Origin of the sequence: Ideonella aquatica, assembly GCF_018069755.1 — a bacterium.
In the GTDB taxonomy this organism is placed as follows: domain Bacteria; phylum Pseudomonadota; class Gammaproteobacteria; order Burkholderiales; family Burkholderiaceae_C; genus Ideonella; species Ideonella aquatica.
Map to the genome: position 1 here is coordinate 12,632 of NZ_JAGQDE010000031.1, position 15,115 is coordinate 27,746.

The 15,115-nt window shown below is 68.2% G+C and carries 16 protein-coding genes; 10 read left to right on the forward strand and 6 right to left on the reverse strand.

Annotated features, from left to right (window positions below):
• Nucleotide 1: 1 nt before the first annotated feature.
• From KAK06_RS21460 to KAK06_RS21475, 4 genes are read right to left on the reverse strand one after another with little or no spacing between them, the layout of a single operon-like run.
• On the reverse strand, nt 2-1,231 hold the full coding sequence (locus KAK06_RS21460; protein ID WP_210804202.1) for a M20 family metallopeptidase: 1,230 nt from the start codon (nt 1,229-1,231) through the stop codon (nt 2-4).
• On the reverse strand, nt 1,228-3,006 hold the full coding sequence (gene uraD / locus KAK06_RS21465) for a 2-oxo-4-hydroxy-4-carboxy-5-ureidoimidazoline decarboxylase (protein ID WP_210804203.1): 1,779 nt from the start codon (nt 3,004-3,006) through the stop codon (nt 1,228-1,230). Before uraD ends, KAK06_RS21460 begins: the two co-directional genes overlap by 4 nt.
• Before the next feature lie 7 nt (nt 3,007-3,013).
• A complete protein-coding gene (gene puuE / locus KAK06_RS21470) occupies nt 3,014-3,961 on the reverse strand; it encodes an allantoinase PuuE (protein WP_210804204.1) in 948 nt (315 codons plus the stop codon).
• Nucleotides 3,958-4,701 carry a GntR family transcriptional regulator gene (locus tag KAK06_RS21475; protein ID WP_210804205.1) on the reverse strand — a complete coding sequence of 248 codons (744 nt, stop codon included), beginning with the start codon at nt 4,699-4,701 and terminating at the stop codon, nt 3,958-3,960. The genes puuE and KAK06_RS21475 overlap by 4 nt, the downstream gene beginning before the upstream one ends.
• Before the next feature lie 101 nt (nt 4,702-4,802).
• Between KAK06_RS21475 and uraH the strand changes: the two genes are divergently transcribed.
• The 10 genes from uraH (at nt 4,803) to KAK06_RS21525 (ending at nt 12,771) form a co-directional block, all read left to right on the forward strand.
• On the forward strand, nt 4,803-5,156 hold the full coding sequence (gene uraH / locus KAK06_RS21480) for a hydroxyisourate hydrolase (RefSeq protein ID WP_210804206.1): 354 nt from the start codon (nt 4,803-4,805) through the stop codon (nt 5,154-5,156).
• Complete coding sequence (locus KAK06_RS21485; protein ID WP_210804207.1) at nt 5,156-6,361, forward strand: urate hydroxylase PuuD; 1,206 nt, start codon at nt 5,156-5,158, stop codon at nt 6,359-6,361. Before uraH ends, KAK06_RS21485 begins: the two co-directional genes overlap by 1 nt.
• Before the next feature lie 126 nt (nt 6,362-6,487).
• On the forward strand, nt 6,488-7,993 hold the full coding sequence (locus KAK06_RS21490) for a nucleobase:cation symporter-2 family protein (protein WP_210804208.1): 1,506 nt from the start codon (nt 6,488-6,490) through the stop codon (nt 7,991-7,993).
• 261 nt (nt 7,994-8,254) lie between these two features.
• A complete protein-coding gene (locus KAK06_RS21495; RefSeq protein WP_210804209.1) occupies nt 8,255-9,217 on the forward strand; it encodes a pseudouridine synthase in 963 nt (320 codons plus the stop codon).
• Nucleotides 9,218-9,661: 444 nt separating this feature from the next.
• Nucleotides 9,662-10,087: a hypothetical protein gene (locus KAK06_RS21500; protein ID WP_210804211.1), complete on the forward strand. Its 426-nt coding sequence runs from the start codon at nt 9,662-9,664 to the stop codon at nt 10,085-10,087.
• Nucleotides 10,088-10,104: 17 nt separating this feature from the next.
• A complete protein-coding gene (locus tag KAK06_RS21505) occupies nt 10,105-10,965 on the forward strand; it encodes an N-acetylmuramoyl-L-alanine amidase (protein WP_210804212.1) in 861 nt (286 codons plus the stop codon).
• A gap of 26 nt (nt 10,966-10,991) precedes the next feature.
• Nucleotides 10,992-11,342: a hypothetical protein gene (locus KAK06_RS21510; RefSeq protein WP_210804214.1), complete on the forward strand. Its 351-nt coding sequence runs from the start codon at nt 10,992-10,994 to the stop codon at nt 11,340-11,342.
• A complete protein-coding gene (locus KAK06_RS21515; protein WP_210804215.1) occupies nt 11,321-12,085 on the forward strand; it encodes a hypothetical protein in 765 nt (254 codons plus the stop codon). The genes KAK06_RS21510 and KAK06_RS21515 overlap by 22 nt, the downstream gene beginning before the upstream one ends.
• A gap of 19 nt (nt 12,086-12,104) precedes the next feature.
• Nucleotides 12,105-12,305 carry a hypothetical protein gene (locus tag KAK06_RS21520; RefSeq protein ID WP_210804216.1) on the forward strand — a complete coding sequence of 67 codons (201 nt, stop codon included), beginning with the start codon at nt 12,105-12,107 and terminating at the stop codon, nt 12,303-12,305.
• An 88-nt stretch (nt 12,306-12,393) separates the two neighbouring features.
• Nucleotides 12,394-12,771, forward strand: a complete 378-nt coding sequence (locus KAK06_RS21525) for a DUF1428 domain-containing protein (protein WP_210804217.1) — start codon at nt 12,394-12,396, stop codon at nt 12,769-12,771.
• Here KAK06_RS21525 and KAK06_RS21530 read toward each other — a convergent pair.
• On the reverse strand, nt 12,762-13,757 hold the full coding sequence (locus tag KAK06_RS21530; RefSeq protein ID WP_210804219.1) for a cytochrome d ubiquinol oxidase subunit II: 996 nt from the start codon (nt 13,755-13,757) through the stop codon (nt 12,762-12,764). The genes KAK06_RS21525 and KAK06_RS21530 overlap by 10 nt on opposite strands.
• Nucleotides 13,754-15,112, reverse strand: a complete 1,359-nt coding sequence (locus tag KAK06_RS21535; RefSeq protein ID WP_210804220.1) for a cytochrome ubiquinol oxidase subunit I — start codon at nt 15,110-15,112, stop codon at nt 13,754-13,756. The genes KAK06_RS21530 and KAK06_RS21535 overlap by 4 nt, the downstream gene beginning before the upstream one ends.
• Between the last annotated feature and the right edge of the window lie 3 nt (nt 15,113-15,115).

Here is a 15,115-nt window from a genome sequence, read left to right on the forward strand (position 1 = left end):
CTCAGCCCAGCAGGTCCAGCAGCGTGCGCGCCACCACCTGGGTGGCGCGGCGCAGGTCCTCCAGCACCAGGTGCTCGTCGGCACGCTTGGCGTTGCTCTCGCGCACGGTGCGCGGACCGGCGCCGTAGATCACCGCGGGGATGCCGCGCTCGCAGTACAGGCGCACGTCGGTGTAGAGCGGCGTGCCGCTCTCGGGGATGGGTTCGCCGAAGACCGCCTCGCCGTGCTTCTGCAGCGCGGCCACCAGAGGCCGGTTGCCGGGCAGGGGCTTGAGCGCGTGGGCCATCAGCAGGCGCTTGATCTCGACCGTCACGCCGGGCACGCTGGCGGCGGCCTCGGTGATGACGCGGCGGATGTCGGCCTCCACCGCCACCGGATCCTCCTCGGGGATCATCCGGCGGTCGAGCTTCAGCACCACCTTGCCCGGCACCACGTTGGTGTTGGTGCCGCCCTCGATGCGGCCCACGTTCAGGTAGGGGTGGGTGATGCCCGGCACCTGCGAGCTGATCTGCTTGTAGGCGGTGTTCTGCGCGTACAGCGCCGACAGGATCGCCGTGGCACCTTGCAGGGCATCCACGCCGGTGTGCGGGATGGCCGCGTGGGCCATCACGCCGTGCACCGTCACCTCCATCTGCAGGCAGCCGTTGTGGGCGGTGACCACCTGGTAGCTGAAGCCGGCGGCAATCTCGTAGTCGGGCTTCGTGTGACCGTGCCGGAGCAGCCAGCCCGGGCCCAGCTCGCCGCCGAACTCCTCGTCGTAGGTGAAGTGCAGTTCCACCCCGCCTTTCAGCGGCAGCCCCAGCGCCTCGATCGCGCGGGTAGCGAAGGTGTAGGTAGCGAAGTCGCACTTGCTGACCGCGGACGCACGGCCGTAGAGCTTGCCGTCGACCACGGCGCCACCATACGGGTCATGCGTCCAGCCTTCGCCCGGCGGCACCACGTCGCCATGGGCGTTGAGCGCGATCACCGGGCCGCCGTCGGCGTAGCGGCGGCGGGCGATCAGGTTGGTCACGCTCTGCAGGCCGTGGGCCTGGGCCTCGGCCGCGGGGATGGGGAACTTCTCGGCGGTGATGCCAAAGCCGGCCAGCAGCTCGGCGGTGCGCTCGGCGTGCGGCGCGTTGTTCCCGGGCGGGGTGTCGGTGGGCACCTGCACCAGGGCCTGCAGGAAGCGCACTTCCTCGTCGAAGTGGGCATCGATCCATTGATCGAGTGAGGCGTAGCGGTCGGTCATCGGTGGTCCGCGGCAAGTTGTTCGGTCAGGTGGGTGAAGGCGCGCACCGCGAGCTCGCAGTCGTCGTTGCTGACGCCTTCCAGCGGGTTGTGGCTGATGCCATCGTTCAGGCCGCGCACGAACAGCATGGCCTGCGGCATCGCCTCGTGCAGCTTCATCGCGTCATGGCCGGCGCCGCTGGGCAGCGTGAACACCGGCAGGCCCAGCGCCTGCACCGCGGCTTCCCAGCGGCGCTGCCAGGCCGGCGCGCTGGGTGCGGCGGCGGCACGCATCGTCTCTTCCAGCGTGATCGCCACGCCGCGGCGCGCGGCGATGCGGGCCGCCTCGGCCTGCACGTCGGCCAGGCAGGCGTCGCGCACCGCGTTGGTGGTGGCGCGGATGTCCAGGCTGAAGCGGCAGCGGCCGGGCACCACGTTGATCGAGCCCTCGGGCACCTGCAGCAGGCCCATCGTGCCGACCAGGTCGGGCACGCTGGCGGCGCGCTGCTCCAGGAACAGCGCCAGCTCGGCCACCGCGCAGGCGGCGTCGCGGCGCTGGCCCATCGGCGTGGTGCCGGCGTGGCTGGCCAGGCCCACGGCCTCGCCCAGCAGGCGCACGCTGCCGTTGATGCTGGTGACCACGCCCAGCGGCAGGTCGCGTGTGCTCAGCACCGGGCCCTGCTCGATGTGCACTTCCACGAAGCCCAGGTAGCGTGCCGGGTCGCGCCGCAGCGCAGCAATCGCGGCCGGGTCCAGACCGGCCTGCTGCATCGCGCTGCGCATCGTCACGCCGTCGGCATCGGCCTGGTCCAGCCAGGCCGGATTGAACTGGCCCACCAGCGCGCCCGAGGCCAGGAAGGTGGCCTTGTAGCGCTGGCCTTCCTCTTCCGCAAAGCCCACCACCTCAAGGCCGAAGGGCAGGCGCCGGCCGGCATGGTGCAGCGCGCGCACCACCGCCATCGGCACGAAGATGCCCAGGCGGCCGTCGTACTTGCCGCCATTGCGCACGGTGTCGTAGTGGCTGCCCGTCAGCAGGCGCTTCGCACTGGGGTCCACGCCGTGGTAGAGGCCCACCACATTGCCCACCGCGTCGACGGCCACCTCGTCGAAGCCGCACTCCTCGCGCATCCAGGTGCACAAGTCACGGGCGCAGGCGCGGTGGGCGTCGGTCAGGTAGGTCACGGTCAGCTCGCCGCGCTCGGCGAAGCCGGGATCGCTGTGCACGGCCAGGCGCTCGGCCCAGTCCCACACGCGGTTGCCCTCGGTGGGCTCCACGCCGAACTTGTCGTTCAGGCGAATTTCGGCAATGCGGTGGATGTTGCGCAGGCACTCGGCGCGCTCCATGTCCACCGGGTTGTTCAGGCGGCGCGCGAAGGTGGCAATGATCGCGTGGCGGTCCAGCCCCAGGCCGCGCGGGCCACGCACCGCCAGGATGAACGGAAAGCCGAATTTCGCGTTGTAGTCGGCATTGAGCTGCTGCAGCCGCGTGAACTCTTCCGGGCTGCAGTCGGTCAGGCCGGCCTTGCCCTGCTCGTTCGTGGACTCGGCGGTGAGGCTCTTGCTCACCATCGCCTTGCCGGCCAGCTCGGGGTGGGCGCGGATCAGCGCCAGCTGCGCGGCCACGCCGGCCTCGTCCAGCACCCGCACCAGGCAGTGCTTCAGGTGGGCCAGACTGCGAAAGGGTCGCAGCGCGCAGGCCCGCTCAGCGATCCACGGCGAGTGCTCGTAGGTGCCATCCAGCAGGCGGGTCACCTCATCGACCGAGGCGGCATTGAGTTGATCGATGGTCAGCGGCACAGCGCGCTCACTCCCAGATGAAGGCGGTCTGCGCGTCGAACGGGTGCTCGGCGCGCCAATGGTGGGCAATGTCGATGCGCCGCGTCACCCAGACGCGCTCATGCGACTGCACATGGTCCAGAAAGCGCTGCAGCGCACGCATCCGGCCCGGGCGACCCAGCAGGCGGCAGTGCATGCCTATGCTCATCATCGCGGGCCGCTCGTCGCCTTCGGCATACATCACGTCGAAGGCGTCCTTCAGGTACTGGAAGAAGGGCTCGCCGTGGCTGAAGCCCTGCGGCAGCGCAAAGCGCATGTCGTTGCAGTCCAGCGTGTAGGGCACCACCAGGTGCGGCGCCAGCGTGCCGTCGGTCTTCTTCACCTGCAGCCAGAAGGGCAGGTCGTCGCCGTAGTAGTCGCTGTCGTAGGCGAAGCCACCATGGTCGGCCACCAGGCGGCGGGTGTTGGGGCTGTCGCGGCCGGTGTACCAGCCCAGCGGACGTTCACCCGTCAGGCGTTCAATGATTTCCATGCCGCGTTGCAGGTGCTCGCGCTCCTCGCTCTCGGGCATGGTCTGGTAGTGGATCCACTTCCAGCCGTGGCAGGCAATCTCGTGGCCCAGTTCCACAAATGCCTGCGTCACCTCGGGGCAGCGGGCCAGCGCGCTGGACACACCAAAGATGGTCAGCGGCAGGCCGCGGCGCTCGAACTCGCGCAGCAGGCGCCACACGCCCACGCGCGAGCCGTATTCGTAGATGCCCTCCATGCTGAGGTGCCGCGCCGGGTAGCTGGCGGGGTTGAACATCTCGGAGAGGAACTGCTCGGAGCCGGCGTCGCCGTGCAGCACCGAGTTCTCGCCGCCCTCCTCGTAGTTCAGCACGAACTGCACCGCGATGCGGGCGTTGCCGGGCCAGCGGGCGTGGGGCGGCGTGCGGCCGTGGCCGCGCAGGTCTCGGGGGTAGCGGGTGGGGTTCATGGGGTCGGGGCTGGCGACAGCACGGCGGCCAGGTCTGGGGTGCGGGGATCGAGGCGCAGGTTGCGCTCGACGCTGTGCAGATGCTGCTCCATCAGGCGCACCGCGGCGCGCGCATCGCGGCGCGCCAGCGCATCGACGATCTGGCCGTGCTCGTCCTGCGAGTGCTCGGCCGAATGGGCCGACTGGTACATCAGTGAGATCAGCGAGGAGCGGCTGAGCAGGTCGGTCAGCAGCTGGGCCAGCACCTCGTTGCCCAGCAGGCGCGCCAGCACCACATGAAAGTCCGCCAGCAGCCGGGTGCGGCCCGAGACATCGGTGCGCGCGATCGCCTCGCGCTCGGCCTTCAGGTGGCGGCGCAGCTCGCCCACCTGGGCGTCGGTGATGACGGTGCAGAGCTGGCGCACCATGGACGCTTCCAGCATGGCGCGCACTTCGAACACCTGGCGCGCCTCCTCAGGGCTGGGCATGGCGACAAAGGCGCCGCGCGCCGGCTCCAGCGTGACCAGGCGGTCGCGGCTGAGCTGGTTCAAGGCTTGGCGCACCACTGTGCGAGAGACCTGGAAGATGTCGGCCAGCTTCTGCTCGGCCAGCTTGGTGCCGGGCATCAAACGGCGCTCGACGATGGCCGTGGTGATGGACTCGACGATGCGCTCGGTGCTGCCCATCACCGGTGCATCGGCCGCAGCCAGGCCGGCACGCGGCTTGCGTGATGGGCGATCGACGGGGGGCTTGCGGGTCATGAGCGGTTGACGTGTATTCCAAAGTGTATACACTTTTGGCCATTCTGCAAGACAATCACGTCACCAGCCGGGTCGTGCCCGGCACCTGAAAGGACCTCCCGATGGGACTCAGCACCCATGTGCTCGACACGATGAACGGCTGCCCCGCCGCCGGCATGGCGGTGCGCCTGGAGCGCCTGCTGCCCGGCGGCAGCCAGGTCATCCGCAGCCTCGTGCTCAATGACGACGGCCGCACCGACGGCGGCCCGCTGCTGTCCGGCCTGGACATGCAGATCGGCCGCTACCGCCTGGTGTTCTCGGTGGCCGAGTATTTCCGCGGCCGCGGCGTTGTGCTGCCTGACCCGCCCTTTCTGGACGAGGTGACGCTGGACTTCGGCATCGCCGACATCGCCGCCCACTACCACGTGCCGCTGCTCGCCAGCCCCTGGTCCTACTCCACCTACCGCGGTTCCTGATGGAAGCCTATCTGCTCGACTGGGCCAACCTGCTGCTGCGCTGGCTGCACGTGATCACCGCGATCGCGTGGGTCGGCTCGTCCTTCTACTTTGTCTGGCTGGACAACCACCTGATCCGGCCCAAGTCGCCCGACCTGCTGGAAAAGGGCGTGGATGGGGCGCTGTGGGCGGTGCACGGCGGGGGTTTCTACAACCCGCAGAAGTACATGGTGGCGCCCAAGAAGATCCACACCGAGCTGCACTGGTTCTTCTGGGAAAGCTATTCCACCTGGCTGTCGGGCTTTGCGCTGTTCACGGTGCTGTACCTGTTCAACGCCAGCACCTTTCTGATCGACCAGAGCGTCTACGCCTGGACGCCCCTGGGCGCGATCGCCGCGGCGCTGGGCTTTCTGGTGGTGTTCTGGCTGGTCTATGACGGCATCTGCCGCACGCTGGGCGCCGGCCCCGAGGCCGACACCAAGGTGGGCGTGCTGGTCACCGTGCTGGTGGTCTTCGCCGCCTGGCTGGCCTGTCAGCTGTTTGCGGGCCGCGCTGCCTTCCTGCTGGTGGGCGCGATGATGGCCACGGCCATGAGCGCCAACGTGTTCTTCTGGATCATCCCGGGCCAGCGCAAGATCGTCGCGGCGATGACCGCCGGCCAGCCGTCCGACCCGATCCACGGCAAGCGCGGCAAGCAGCGCAGCGTGCACAACACCTACTTCACGCTGCCGGTGCTGGCGGCCATGCTGAGCAACCACTACGGCATGCTCTACAGCCACCGCTGGAACTGGGTGATCCTGGTGCTGATCATGCTGGGCGGCGCGCTGATCCGGCACTTCTTCGTGGCCCGCCACAAGACCCACGTCAAGGGCCTGCCCGACCCCTGGGCCTGGGCCGTGGCCGGCATCGTTCCGCTGCTGCTGGCCATCGGTCTGGCCGCACCCTGGGACCGCCTGAACGCCCCGCCGCCGCGGGCCGACGCCCCGGCGCCCACGCTGGCCGCCGTGCAGACCATCGTGCAGCAGCGCTGCGTGATGTGCCACAACGAGCAGGTCAACAACAAGGGCGTGATGCTGCACAGCGCCGAGCTGATCACCCGCCATGCGCCGCAGGTCTACCAGCAAGTGGTGGTGCAGCGCCTGATGCCGCTGAACAACGCCACCGGCATCACCGAGGACGAGCGCGCGCTGATCGGCCGCTGGTTCGACGCCGGCGCAAGACCCTAAACCCCCACGCTCCCTACCGGTCGCTGCCCCCCGAGGGGGCTTTGGTAGCGGACCGGCAAAGCCGGATCCGCGCCAATCCCTTGACGGGGTCTACAGACTGCTGAACGAAGAGACGAGGAGACATCCATGACATCCGCATCCACGGTCCACCCGGTGGACGAGAAACTGCCTGCCGGCCGCCTGGCCGCGCTGGGCCTGCAGCATGTGCTGGTGATGTATGCCGGCGCGATCGCGGTGCCGCTGATCGTCGGCCGGGCACTCAAGCTCAGCCCCGAGCAGGTGGCGCTGCTGATCTCGGCCGACCTGTTCTGCTGCGGCCTGGTCACGCTGATCCAGTCGCTGGGCTTCACGCGCTGGTTTGGCATCAAGCTGCCGGTGATGATGGGTGTGACCTTTGCGGCCGTCGGCCCGATGGTGGCCATGGCCAATGCCACACCCGGCCCGGACGGCGCCCGCGCGATCTTCGGCGCCATCATCGGCGCCGGCGTGATCGCCATGCTGCTGGCGCCGGTGATGGGCCGGCTGCTGCGCTACTTTCCGCCGGTGGTTACCGGCACCATCATCGCGGTCATCGGCATCAGCCTGATGCGGGTGGGCGTGGGCTGGGCGCTGGGCGGCCCGGCCAACCTGGCGCAGAACGTGGACGTGCCCAAGCTGGTGGCCATGGTCGATGGCGCCAAGGCTGCGGCCGAAGCGGCAGCCGCGTCGGCCGCCCCAGGCGCCTCGGCACCCGCGCTGAAGCTGGGCCCGGTGCCCATGGTCAACAACCCCGGCTACGGCGCGCTCGACAACCTGGCCATCGCCGGCTTCGTGCTGGCCGTGGTGTTGCTGCTGGTGAAGTACGGCCGCGGCTTCGTCGCCAACATCGCGGTGCTGCTGGGCATCGTCGCCGGCAGTGTGCTGGCGGTGGGCCTGGGCAAGATGAACTTCGACAAGGTGGCCAAGGCCGCCTGGGTGGACGTGGTCACGCCCTTTGCCTTCGGCATGCCCAGCTTCGACCCGCTGATGATCGGCACGATGACGCTGGTGATGATCGTCGTGATGATCGAGTCCACCGGCATGTTCCTGGCGCTGTCCGACATCACCGGCAAGCGCGTCAGCCAGGCCGAGCTCACTGCCGGCCTGCGCACCGACGGCCTGGGCACGCTGATCGGCGGCCTGTTCAACACCTTCCCCTACACCAGCTTCTCGCAGAACGTGGGCCTGGTGGGCGTGACCGGCGTGCGCAGCCGCTTTGTGTGCGTGGCCGCGGGCGTCATCATGATCGTGCTGGGCCTGCTGCCCAAGATGGCCGCGCTGGTCGAATCGGTGCCGCAGTTTGTGCTGGGCGGCGCCGGCCTGGTGATGTTCGGCATGGTGGCCGCCACCGGCATCCGCATCCTGGGCCGCGTGGACTTCGCCGGCAACCGCCACAACCTCTACATCGTCGCCATCTCGGTGGGCATGGGCCTGGTGCCGCTGGTGGCGCCGCGCTGGACGCAGCAGATGCCGCATGGGCTGCACCCGCTGCTGGAGTCGGGGATTCTGCTGGCGGCCTTGACTGCCGTGCTGTTGAACCTGTTCTTCAATGGCAGCCGCGGTGCCGACACGGCCGCCTCGGTCGAGGCGTCCAAGAGTTTTGACGCGCATTGAGTTCTCTGCTTTCTCCACACCTGTCTTCATAGACATCTCATTGGTAGGAGTAGTAGAGGACGCCCTGCGCTGTGGACAAGCCGGTTTTGTTGTGGCCTAACAGGCACTTGGCGCACCGGTCTTCCTGTGTCCAGGCCCAGGGACGGCCGCACCGTCGGGCAACAACAACTCGGCGCTGAAGGCCCTGCCCTGTGGACAAGCCCGACTTGTTCAGCACACTGTCCACAGCCTTGTGCGTTGACAGCGCGCCAGAATGCCGCCATGAGCCGCCCCGCCCCCGCCTGGAAGCCGCCGCCGCGCCAGGGCGTGGGCGCCAGCGCGGTGGCCTTGCCCCACGGCGACTGGCCCACGGTGCTGGCCTTCCTGGCCTGGCGCCTGCCCAAGGCCAGCACCGCCGAATGGGCCGAGCGCCTGGCCGCGGGCGAGGTCTTCGACGAGACCGGCCAGCCGGTGCCGCCTGACGCCGCCTACCGCCCGGGCACCCGGCTCTGGTACTGGCGCACCCCGCCCGCCGAGCAGCCGGTGCCCTTCCAGGCCGAGATCCTGTTCCAGGACGCCCACCTGCTGGTGGTCGACAAGCCGCACTTCCTGGCGATGACGCCCAAGGGCCGCCATGCCCGCGAGACCCTGCTGGCCCGGCTGCAGCACCAGCTGGGTCGGGACACCCTGGTGCCCATCCACCGCCTGGACCGCGAGACCGCCGGCGTGGTCGTCTTCAGCCTGCGCCCCCAGGACCGCGGCGCCTACCAGGCGCTGTTCCGCGAGCGGGCCGTGGCCAAGGTCTATGAGGCGCTGGCGCCTGACCGGCCCCATCTGGCCTTTCCGCTGACCCGCCACACCCGCCTGGCGCCCTGCCCCGAGCAGTTCATGGTGGTGCGCGAGGTGCCTGGCGAACCCAACGCCCTCACCCGCATCGAGCGGATCGAACGCCTGGGCGACCTGGCCCGCTACCGCCTGCACCCGCAGACTGGCCAGACCCACCAGCTGCGCGTGCACCTGAACGCGCTGGGCCTGCCCATCGTCGGCGACCGCATCTACCCGGTGCTGCAGCCGGCGCCCGCGGCCGGTGAGGCCGAGGACTTCAGCGCGCCGCTGCAGCTGCTGGCGCGGCGCATCGCCTTCACCGACCCGGTGACCGGTCAGGCCCGGGAATTCGAGAGCCGGAGGCGCCTGGCGCTGCTCTCCGGTATTCACGCCATGTCTTCAATATCAAACTGGTCGTAGCAGTAGAGGAGGCGCCGAGCTGTGGACAGTGCCCGAAACGGTTGGCCCGACAGGCACTTGCTGCGCCCCTGAACCTGTGGGCGAGCCCATGGATGGCGCCGGGAGCCACCGATAACAAGTGGGCGCGTGCTCCAACCACTGTGGACAAGTGCCAACTTGCCCCAGCATCATCCACAGTTTTGTCCACACCGTGGCGCAGTAGCTGCTGGGTCCTCCGATCAAATGGCGGGCTGGACGCGCTTCGCTGAGATGGCAGGCACGCGCATCAATGCGGCCGCGCCAGCGGTGCAGTGCCTGATGTCCTGACCCCGCCCCGGTGTCCCACGCAAGGAACCGCCGAGCTTGCCGCTCGCGCTTCGGTTTGCCCGGTACGCAAGCTTGTGGATGCACCCAGGGACCGACGAGCCTCCAATAGGCTCCATCTCACAACCCAGGGAGTCGCGCATGAATTCCACCGAATGGCTACTGGTGCTAGTGGTCGGGGCCGTCGCGGGTGCAGTCGGCCAACTGGTGAGGGCCATCGCCGGACTCGCTGGTGCCAACCGCACGTCGGCCGGACAGCCGGCAGAAGCATTGGATCTGTCCCGCTTGCTGGTCAGCACCCTGGTCGGTGCGACCGCCGGTGCGATGGCGGCGCTGACGATGAACGACAAGCTTCAGCATGCGCCGGTTCCTCCTGAGGTCATTCTGGGTCTGGTTGCCGCCGGATACGCGGGGGCGGACTTCATTGAAGGCGTGGCCGGCAAGTTTGGTCGCGCCGGGGCAGACTCGCCGACTGGGCCAACACCCCCGCCGCCGCCACCTGTCATGCCTGCACCTCAGGTGCCATCCACAGGACAGACCACGCCCGTATCTGGCGCGGTCGGTTGACCCGCCGGAGCAGCGCCATGTTCAATATTCAGTCTCAGCTTCTGGCGGGCACATCCGACAACGGCCGTGAGGTGGCCTTCGAGGCCAGCCCGAACATCAACGCCCACCCGATCGTTCCCAAGTTCCTGGTCTTTCACTACACCGCGTGCTCATTCGACGCCGCCCGCCGGACCTTCCTCGATGGGTACGGGGCCAATCGCGTCTCGGCGCATCTGCTCGTCGATGAAGACGGCTCGGTTGTCCAGTTCGTGCCCTTCAATCAACGAGCATGGCATGCGGGGACCAGCTTCTGGCGCGGGTTCACAGATTTGAATTCGCACTCGATTGGCATCGAGGTGGTCAACCACGGCTATCTGCTCAGGCGCGCGGACGGTGGCTTCACAACCAGCGATGGCTCACAACAGGTCTCTGCCGACCGTGTGGTCGAGGTCCGGCACAAGAACACCGCCGAGCCGCATCGCTACTGGCACGCCTACACATCCGAACAGATCGAGACCTGTGCTCAGTTGGCGCAGCTTCTCGTCGCGAGCTTCGGTCTGAGCGAGGTGGTGGGACACGACGACATCGCGCCAGAACGCAAGGTCGACCCCGGTCCGGCGTTCCCGATGCGCCGCATGACTTCGCGCGCGATTGGGCGCGCTGGCGACGACGCCATGGGACAGCGACTCTTTGTCAGCGCGGACCGGCTGAACCTGCGAAGCGGGCCTGGCGTTCAGTATCAGCTGGTACGCGCCCCGCTGGTTCAGAACACGATGGTGATCGCGCGATCGGGCAACACCGACGGGTGGTTGCAGGTCGAGGCCGAGGTTTCCGCACCGAACATCGGCTGGGTGGCTAGCGGCTACCTGAGGTCTGCGCCCTTGGTCTCTGCCCAATGAGTGCCGGGGGCGCTTCGCCGCTGGCCGTGACCCTGGTGATGGTGGCAACACTGTGCTCGGCCTGTACGACGCTCTATGTCGATGCGCCGGACGCCCTCAATGGCAGCCGTACCTATGTAGGCATCGTCAAGGTCCGAGCTGCCGAGGAGTCTAGTCAGGCGTCCGCCGCTTCCAGGGTCCGGCGCCACAGCTACTCAACACTCGGCCTGCGTGTCGACTCTGGCCTCAGCCTGGGCTATTTGAACGACGAGGTGGTCAGCATTCCGCTGAACTGCCATGTGGTGCTCTTCGTGCGGGCGCCCGAAGAGTGGGGGCATGCCGAAACGCTGCTGCGGCAGCTCAGAAGGGAGGACTCGTGTCTCATCCGATCAAACTGAACCCGGCAATCCGAACACTGCTGGTGGCAACGACGGCGCTGCTTTCGGCGTGTGCCACTCCGGATCATTCGAACACGATGATCTTCGGCACCTCAACGCGGGTGGCGCTTGACGTGTCCCAGGAGCCCACCGGCTCGCTAGGCGCAACCCTGGGCTACAAGCGACAGGAAGCCGTCTGGATGCCCCTGCTGGCGAACACGAAGACCGCCGAAGGCAAGTGGAATCCCACAGCCTGCACCGGTGACAAATGCCCCATGTTTGTCGGCACCACGGGCGAGCAAGGCGGCGCAGCTGGCGCCAATGCCTCTGACACCTACTCGGTTCTAGCGACGTTCTCGGGCGACATGGGAGGATCTGCCCAGAATGCTGGCGTCCAGGCCAAGGTGGCGCAGTATTTCGCCACCGGACTGGCTGCTAGGCTTCTGGCCCAGTACGGTGGCGCTGCGGCCGTCGGGGCTTCGGCGTCCGCCCCTGATTCCGCCACCATTCGGGCGGCCAACTCCGTGGTGGCAACTCAGCACAGACAGGCTGATGTGGTATCGATCAAGCTGTCCAAGACCGACGGCCTAGTCGATCCGGCCTTGCGCGACAGCTTGCTGGCAAAAACCCCAGCGAGCGAACTCAGCGATGGCGAGAAGACCCTGATCAAGAGCCTGAAGACCCGTGACGAGTTGCAGGACCATCTGAAGAATGCACCGCCTGGCATCGCTGCGCGGCTGTTCAGCACGTTGGACAAACTTTGAGGAATAGACCATGAAGCGAATGCGTATCGAACTGACCCGCGATCGGGCGACGGCCGACAAGAAGGTTGCCGAGCTGACTGTCAATGGCTTTCAGGTCTCGGGTCTGGAAGCCGCTGAAGTGATCTGGGTGACCGACGCGTCGGACCCCGGTGGGTTGCCAGCAATCACCTACGCCGATCCCGCCGACAAAGAGGTATGGGTGGTGATCGGCCGAAAGTAGGGCAGGCACCTGGGGAGTCTAGCCAGCGCTGCGTCGTTCGTCGTGCATCATGCAAGCGTCACCCGATCCACACCCCAGGAGTTCAACCATGTCCTACATCGACGGCTTCGTGATCGCGGTGCCCACCGCCAATCGGCAGGCCTTCATCGACCATGCCCAGCATTTCGACGCCCTGTTCCTGGAACTGGGTGCGCTGCGCGTGATGGAGTGCTGGGGCGACGACGTCCCTGACGGCCAACTCACCGATTTCCGCCGCGCCGTTCAGGCCACGGCCGACGAAACCGTGGCTTTTTCATGGGTGGAGTGGCCCGACAAGGCCACCCGCGACGCCGGCATGAAGAAGATGCTTGAGGACCCGCGGATGGACCCCAACACCCCGGGCAACCCGCCCATGCCCTTTGACGGCAAGCGGATGATCTTCGGCGGCTTCCAGCCGGTGGTCGAGGTGAGTGCGCCTCAGGCGTAACTCAGCGCCTGGGCCTTGCCGCGGAACACGCGGTACGAGAACACCGTGTAGCCAGCGATCGCCGGCACGGTGATCGCGCAGCCGATGGCGATCACTGCCAGCGATTCGGTGGCGCTGGCCGCCTGCCACACCGTCAGCCGGTCCATCACCACGTAGGGGAACAGGCTGTAGGCCAGGCCGGTGGCGCCCAGGCCAAACACCGCCACCGTGGCGGCGAACGGCAGCCAGGCCAGGCGGTCCAGCACCAGGCGGCTGTTGAGCACCACGCGCGCCGCCACCAGTGCGGCCAAGGTGGTCAGCGGAATCGGCAGCAGCGCGATCAGCTCGGGCATCGCGAACCAGCGTGCGCGCACTGTGGGGCTGACCAGCGGCGTGGCCAGCGACACCAGGCCCATGCCCAGCACCACCGGCGGCCAGGCGATCTTCGCCCAGCGCACGGCGCGGCGCTGCAACTCGCCCTCGGTCTTCAGGATCAGCCAGGCCGCGCCCAGCAGCACATAGGCGGCCGGCAGCAGCAGCGCGATGGCCGCGGCGAACAGCGTGGACAGCGGCGTGTCGCTCAGGCCGGTGATGTAGCGGCCCAGCATCCAGCCCTGGGTGGCGGCGGCCAGTGCGCTGCCGGCGAAGAAGGCGGCGTTCCAGGCCGGCTTCCAGGGGTCCTGCGCCTTGGCGCGAAAGTCAAAGGCCACGCCACGCAGCACCAGGCCCACCAGCATCAGCGCCACCGGCAGGTACAGCGCCTGCAGCACCATGCCGTGCGCCTTCGGAAAGGCGATCAGCAGGATGCCCACGCCCAGCACCAGCCAGGTCTCATTCGCGTCCCAGAAGGGGCCGATGCTGGCGATCATCGTGTCGCGCTCGGCGGGTGTGGCGCGCGGCAGCAGCATGCCCACACCCAGGTCGTAGCCGTCCAGCACCACATAGGCCAGCATGGCCACGCCCATCAGGCCCAGGAAGACCACGGGCAGCAGCGTGTCCCAGTTCATGCGTTCACCTCCAGGCCAGGCTGCCCGGGCCGCCGCGGCGGCGCCAGCGCGGCTTCGCCCTTGCCGGCCATGTGCAGCAGCACCGCCACATACGACACCAGCAGCGCGGCATACAGCGTCAGGTACATCGCCAGCGTCAGCGCGATCTGCGGCGGCGGCACCTGGCTGGCCACCTCCGATGTGCGCAGCAGGCCATAGACGATGAAGGGCTGGCGGCCGATCTCGGTGACGTACCAGCCCGCCACCGTGGCCACCCAGCCGCTGAAGGCCATGCCGCTCAGGCCCCACAGCAGCGGCCGCGGCAGGCGCTCGGCCACCCAGGCGCGGCGCCGGTAGAGCCACAGCCCTGCCCAGCTGAAGCCCAGCATCAGCACGCCCATGCCCACCATCACCCGGAAGGCCCAGAACACCGGCGCCACCGGCGGGTGGGCGCCCTCGAACTCTTCCAGCCCGCGGATTTCACCATCGGTGCTGTGGCGCAGGATCAGGCTGGCGCCCTTGGGAATGCCCACGGCATAGCGGTTCTCGCGCGCGGCCTCGTCCGGCCAGGCGAACAGCAGCAGCGGCGCGCCGCGCTCGGTGCGCCACACGCCCTCCATCGCGGCCAGCTTGGCGGGCTGGTGTTCCAGCGTGTTCAGGCCGTGCAGGTCACCCGCGGCGATCTGCAGCGGGATCAGCACCGCGCCCAGCGTCAGGCCCACGCGCAGCACCTTGGGCGTGCTGGCGTTGGCCTGGCGGCGCAGCAGCTGCCAGGCGCTCAGGCCGCTCAGCAGGAAGGCCACCGTCAGCCCGCTGGCCAGCAGCATGTGGGTCAGCCGGTAGGGGAAGCTGGGGTTGAAGATCACCTCCCACCAGCTGGTCACGAAGAACGCGCCGTCGCGCAGTTCCACCCCGGCCGGCGTCTGCATCCAGGAGTTCAGCGCCAGGATCCAGAAGGCGCTCATCGTGGTGCCAAAGGCCACCAGGGCGGTGGCCAGCAGGTGCACCCGCTCGCTGACCCGGCCATGGCCGAACAGCATCACGCCCAGGAAGGTGGCTTCCAGGAAGAAGGCGCTCAGCACCTCGTAGCCCAGCAGCGGCCCGGCCACGTTGCCGGCGCGCTCCATGAAGCCCGGCCAGTTGGTGCCGAACTGGAAGCTCATCACGATGCCGCTGACCACGCCCAGCGCAAAGGTCAGCGCAAACACCTTGGTCCAGAAGCGGTAGGCGCCCAGCCAGGCGCTGTCCTGGGTGCGCAGCCAGCGCAGGCGGAAGAACAGCAGCACCCAGCACAGCGCGATGCTGATGGTGGGAAACAGGATGTGGAAGGTGATGTTGGCGGCAAACTGCATGCGCGCCAGGAGCAGGGCGTCCATCGG

Coding starts and splice junctions, on each gene's coding strand:
- uraH (WP_210804206.1), top strand. CDS start 4,803: ATGGGACTCAGCACCCATGTGCTCGACACGATGAACGGCTGCCCCGCC.
- KAK06_RS21500 (WP_210804211.1), top strand. CDS start 9,662: ATGAATTCCACCGAATGGCTACTGGTGCTAGTGGTCGGGGCCGTCGCG.
- KAK06_RS21530 (WP_210804219.1), bottom strand. CDS start 13,757: ATGAACTGGGACACGCTGCTGCCCGTGGTCTTCCTGGGCCTGATGGGC.
- KAK06_RS21525 (WP_210804217.1), top strand. CDS start 12,394: ATGTCCTACATCGACGGCTTCGTGATCGCGGTGCCCACCGCCAATCGG.
- KAK06_RS21485 (WP_210804207.1), top strand. CDS start 5,156: ATGGAAGCCTATCTGCTCGACTGGGCCAACCTGCTGCTGCGCTGGCTG.
- KAK06_RS21490 (WP_210804208.1), top strand. CDS start 6,488: ATGACATCCGCATCCACGGTCCACCCGGTGGACGAGAAACTGCCTGCC.
- puuE (WP_210804204.1), bottom strand. CDS start 3,961: ATGAACCCCACCCGCTACCCCCGAGACCTGCGCGGCCACGGCCGCACG.
- KAK06_RS21535 (WP_210804220.1), bottom strand. CDS start 15,112: ATGGACGCCCTGCTCCTGGCGCGCATGCAGTTTGCCGCCAACATCACC.
- KAK06_RS21520 (WP_210804216.1), top strand. CDS start 12,105: ATGCGTATCGAACTGACCCGCGATCGGGCGACGGCCGACAAGAAGGTT.
- KAK06_RS21460 (WP_210804202.1), bottom strand. CDS start 1,231: ATGACCGACCGCTACGCCTCACTCGATCAATGGATCGATGCCCACTTC.
- KAK06_RS21475 (WP_210804205.1), bottom strand. CDS start 4,701: ATGACCCGCAAGCCCCCCGTCGATCGCCCATCACGCAAGCCGCGTGCC.
- KAK06_RS21495 (WP_210804209.1), top strand. CDS start 8,255: ATGAGCCGCCCCGCCCCCGCCTGGAAGCCGCCGCCGCGCCAGGGCGTG.
- KAK06_RS21505 (WP_210804212.1), top strand. CDS start 10,105: ATGTTCAATATTCAGTCTCAGCTTCTGGCGGGCACATCCGACAACGGC.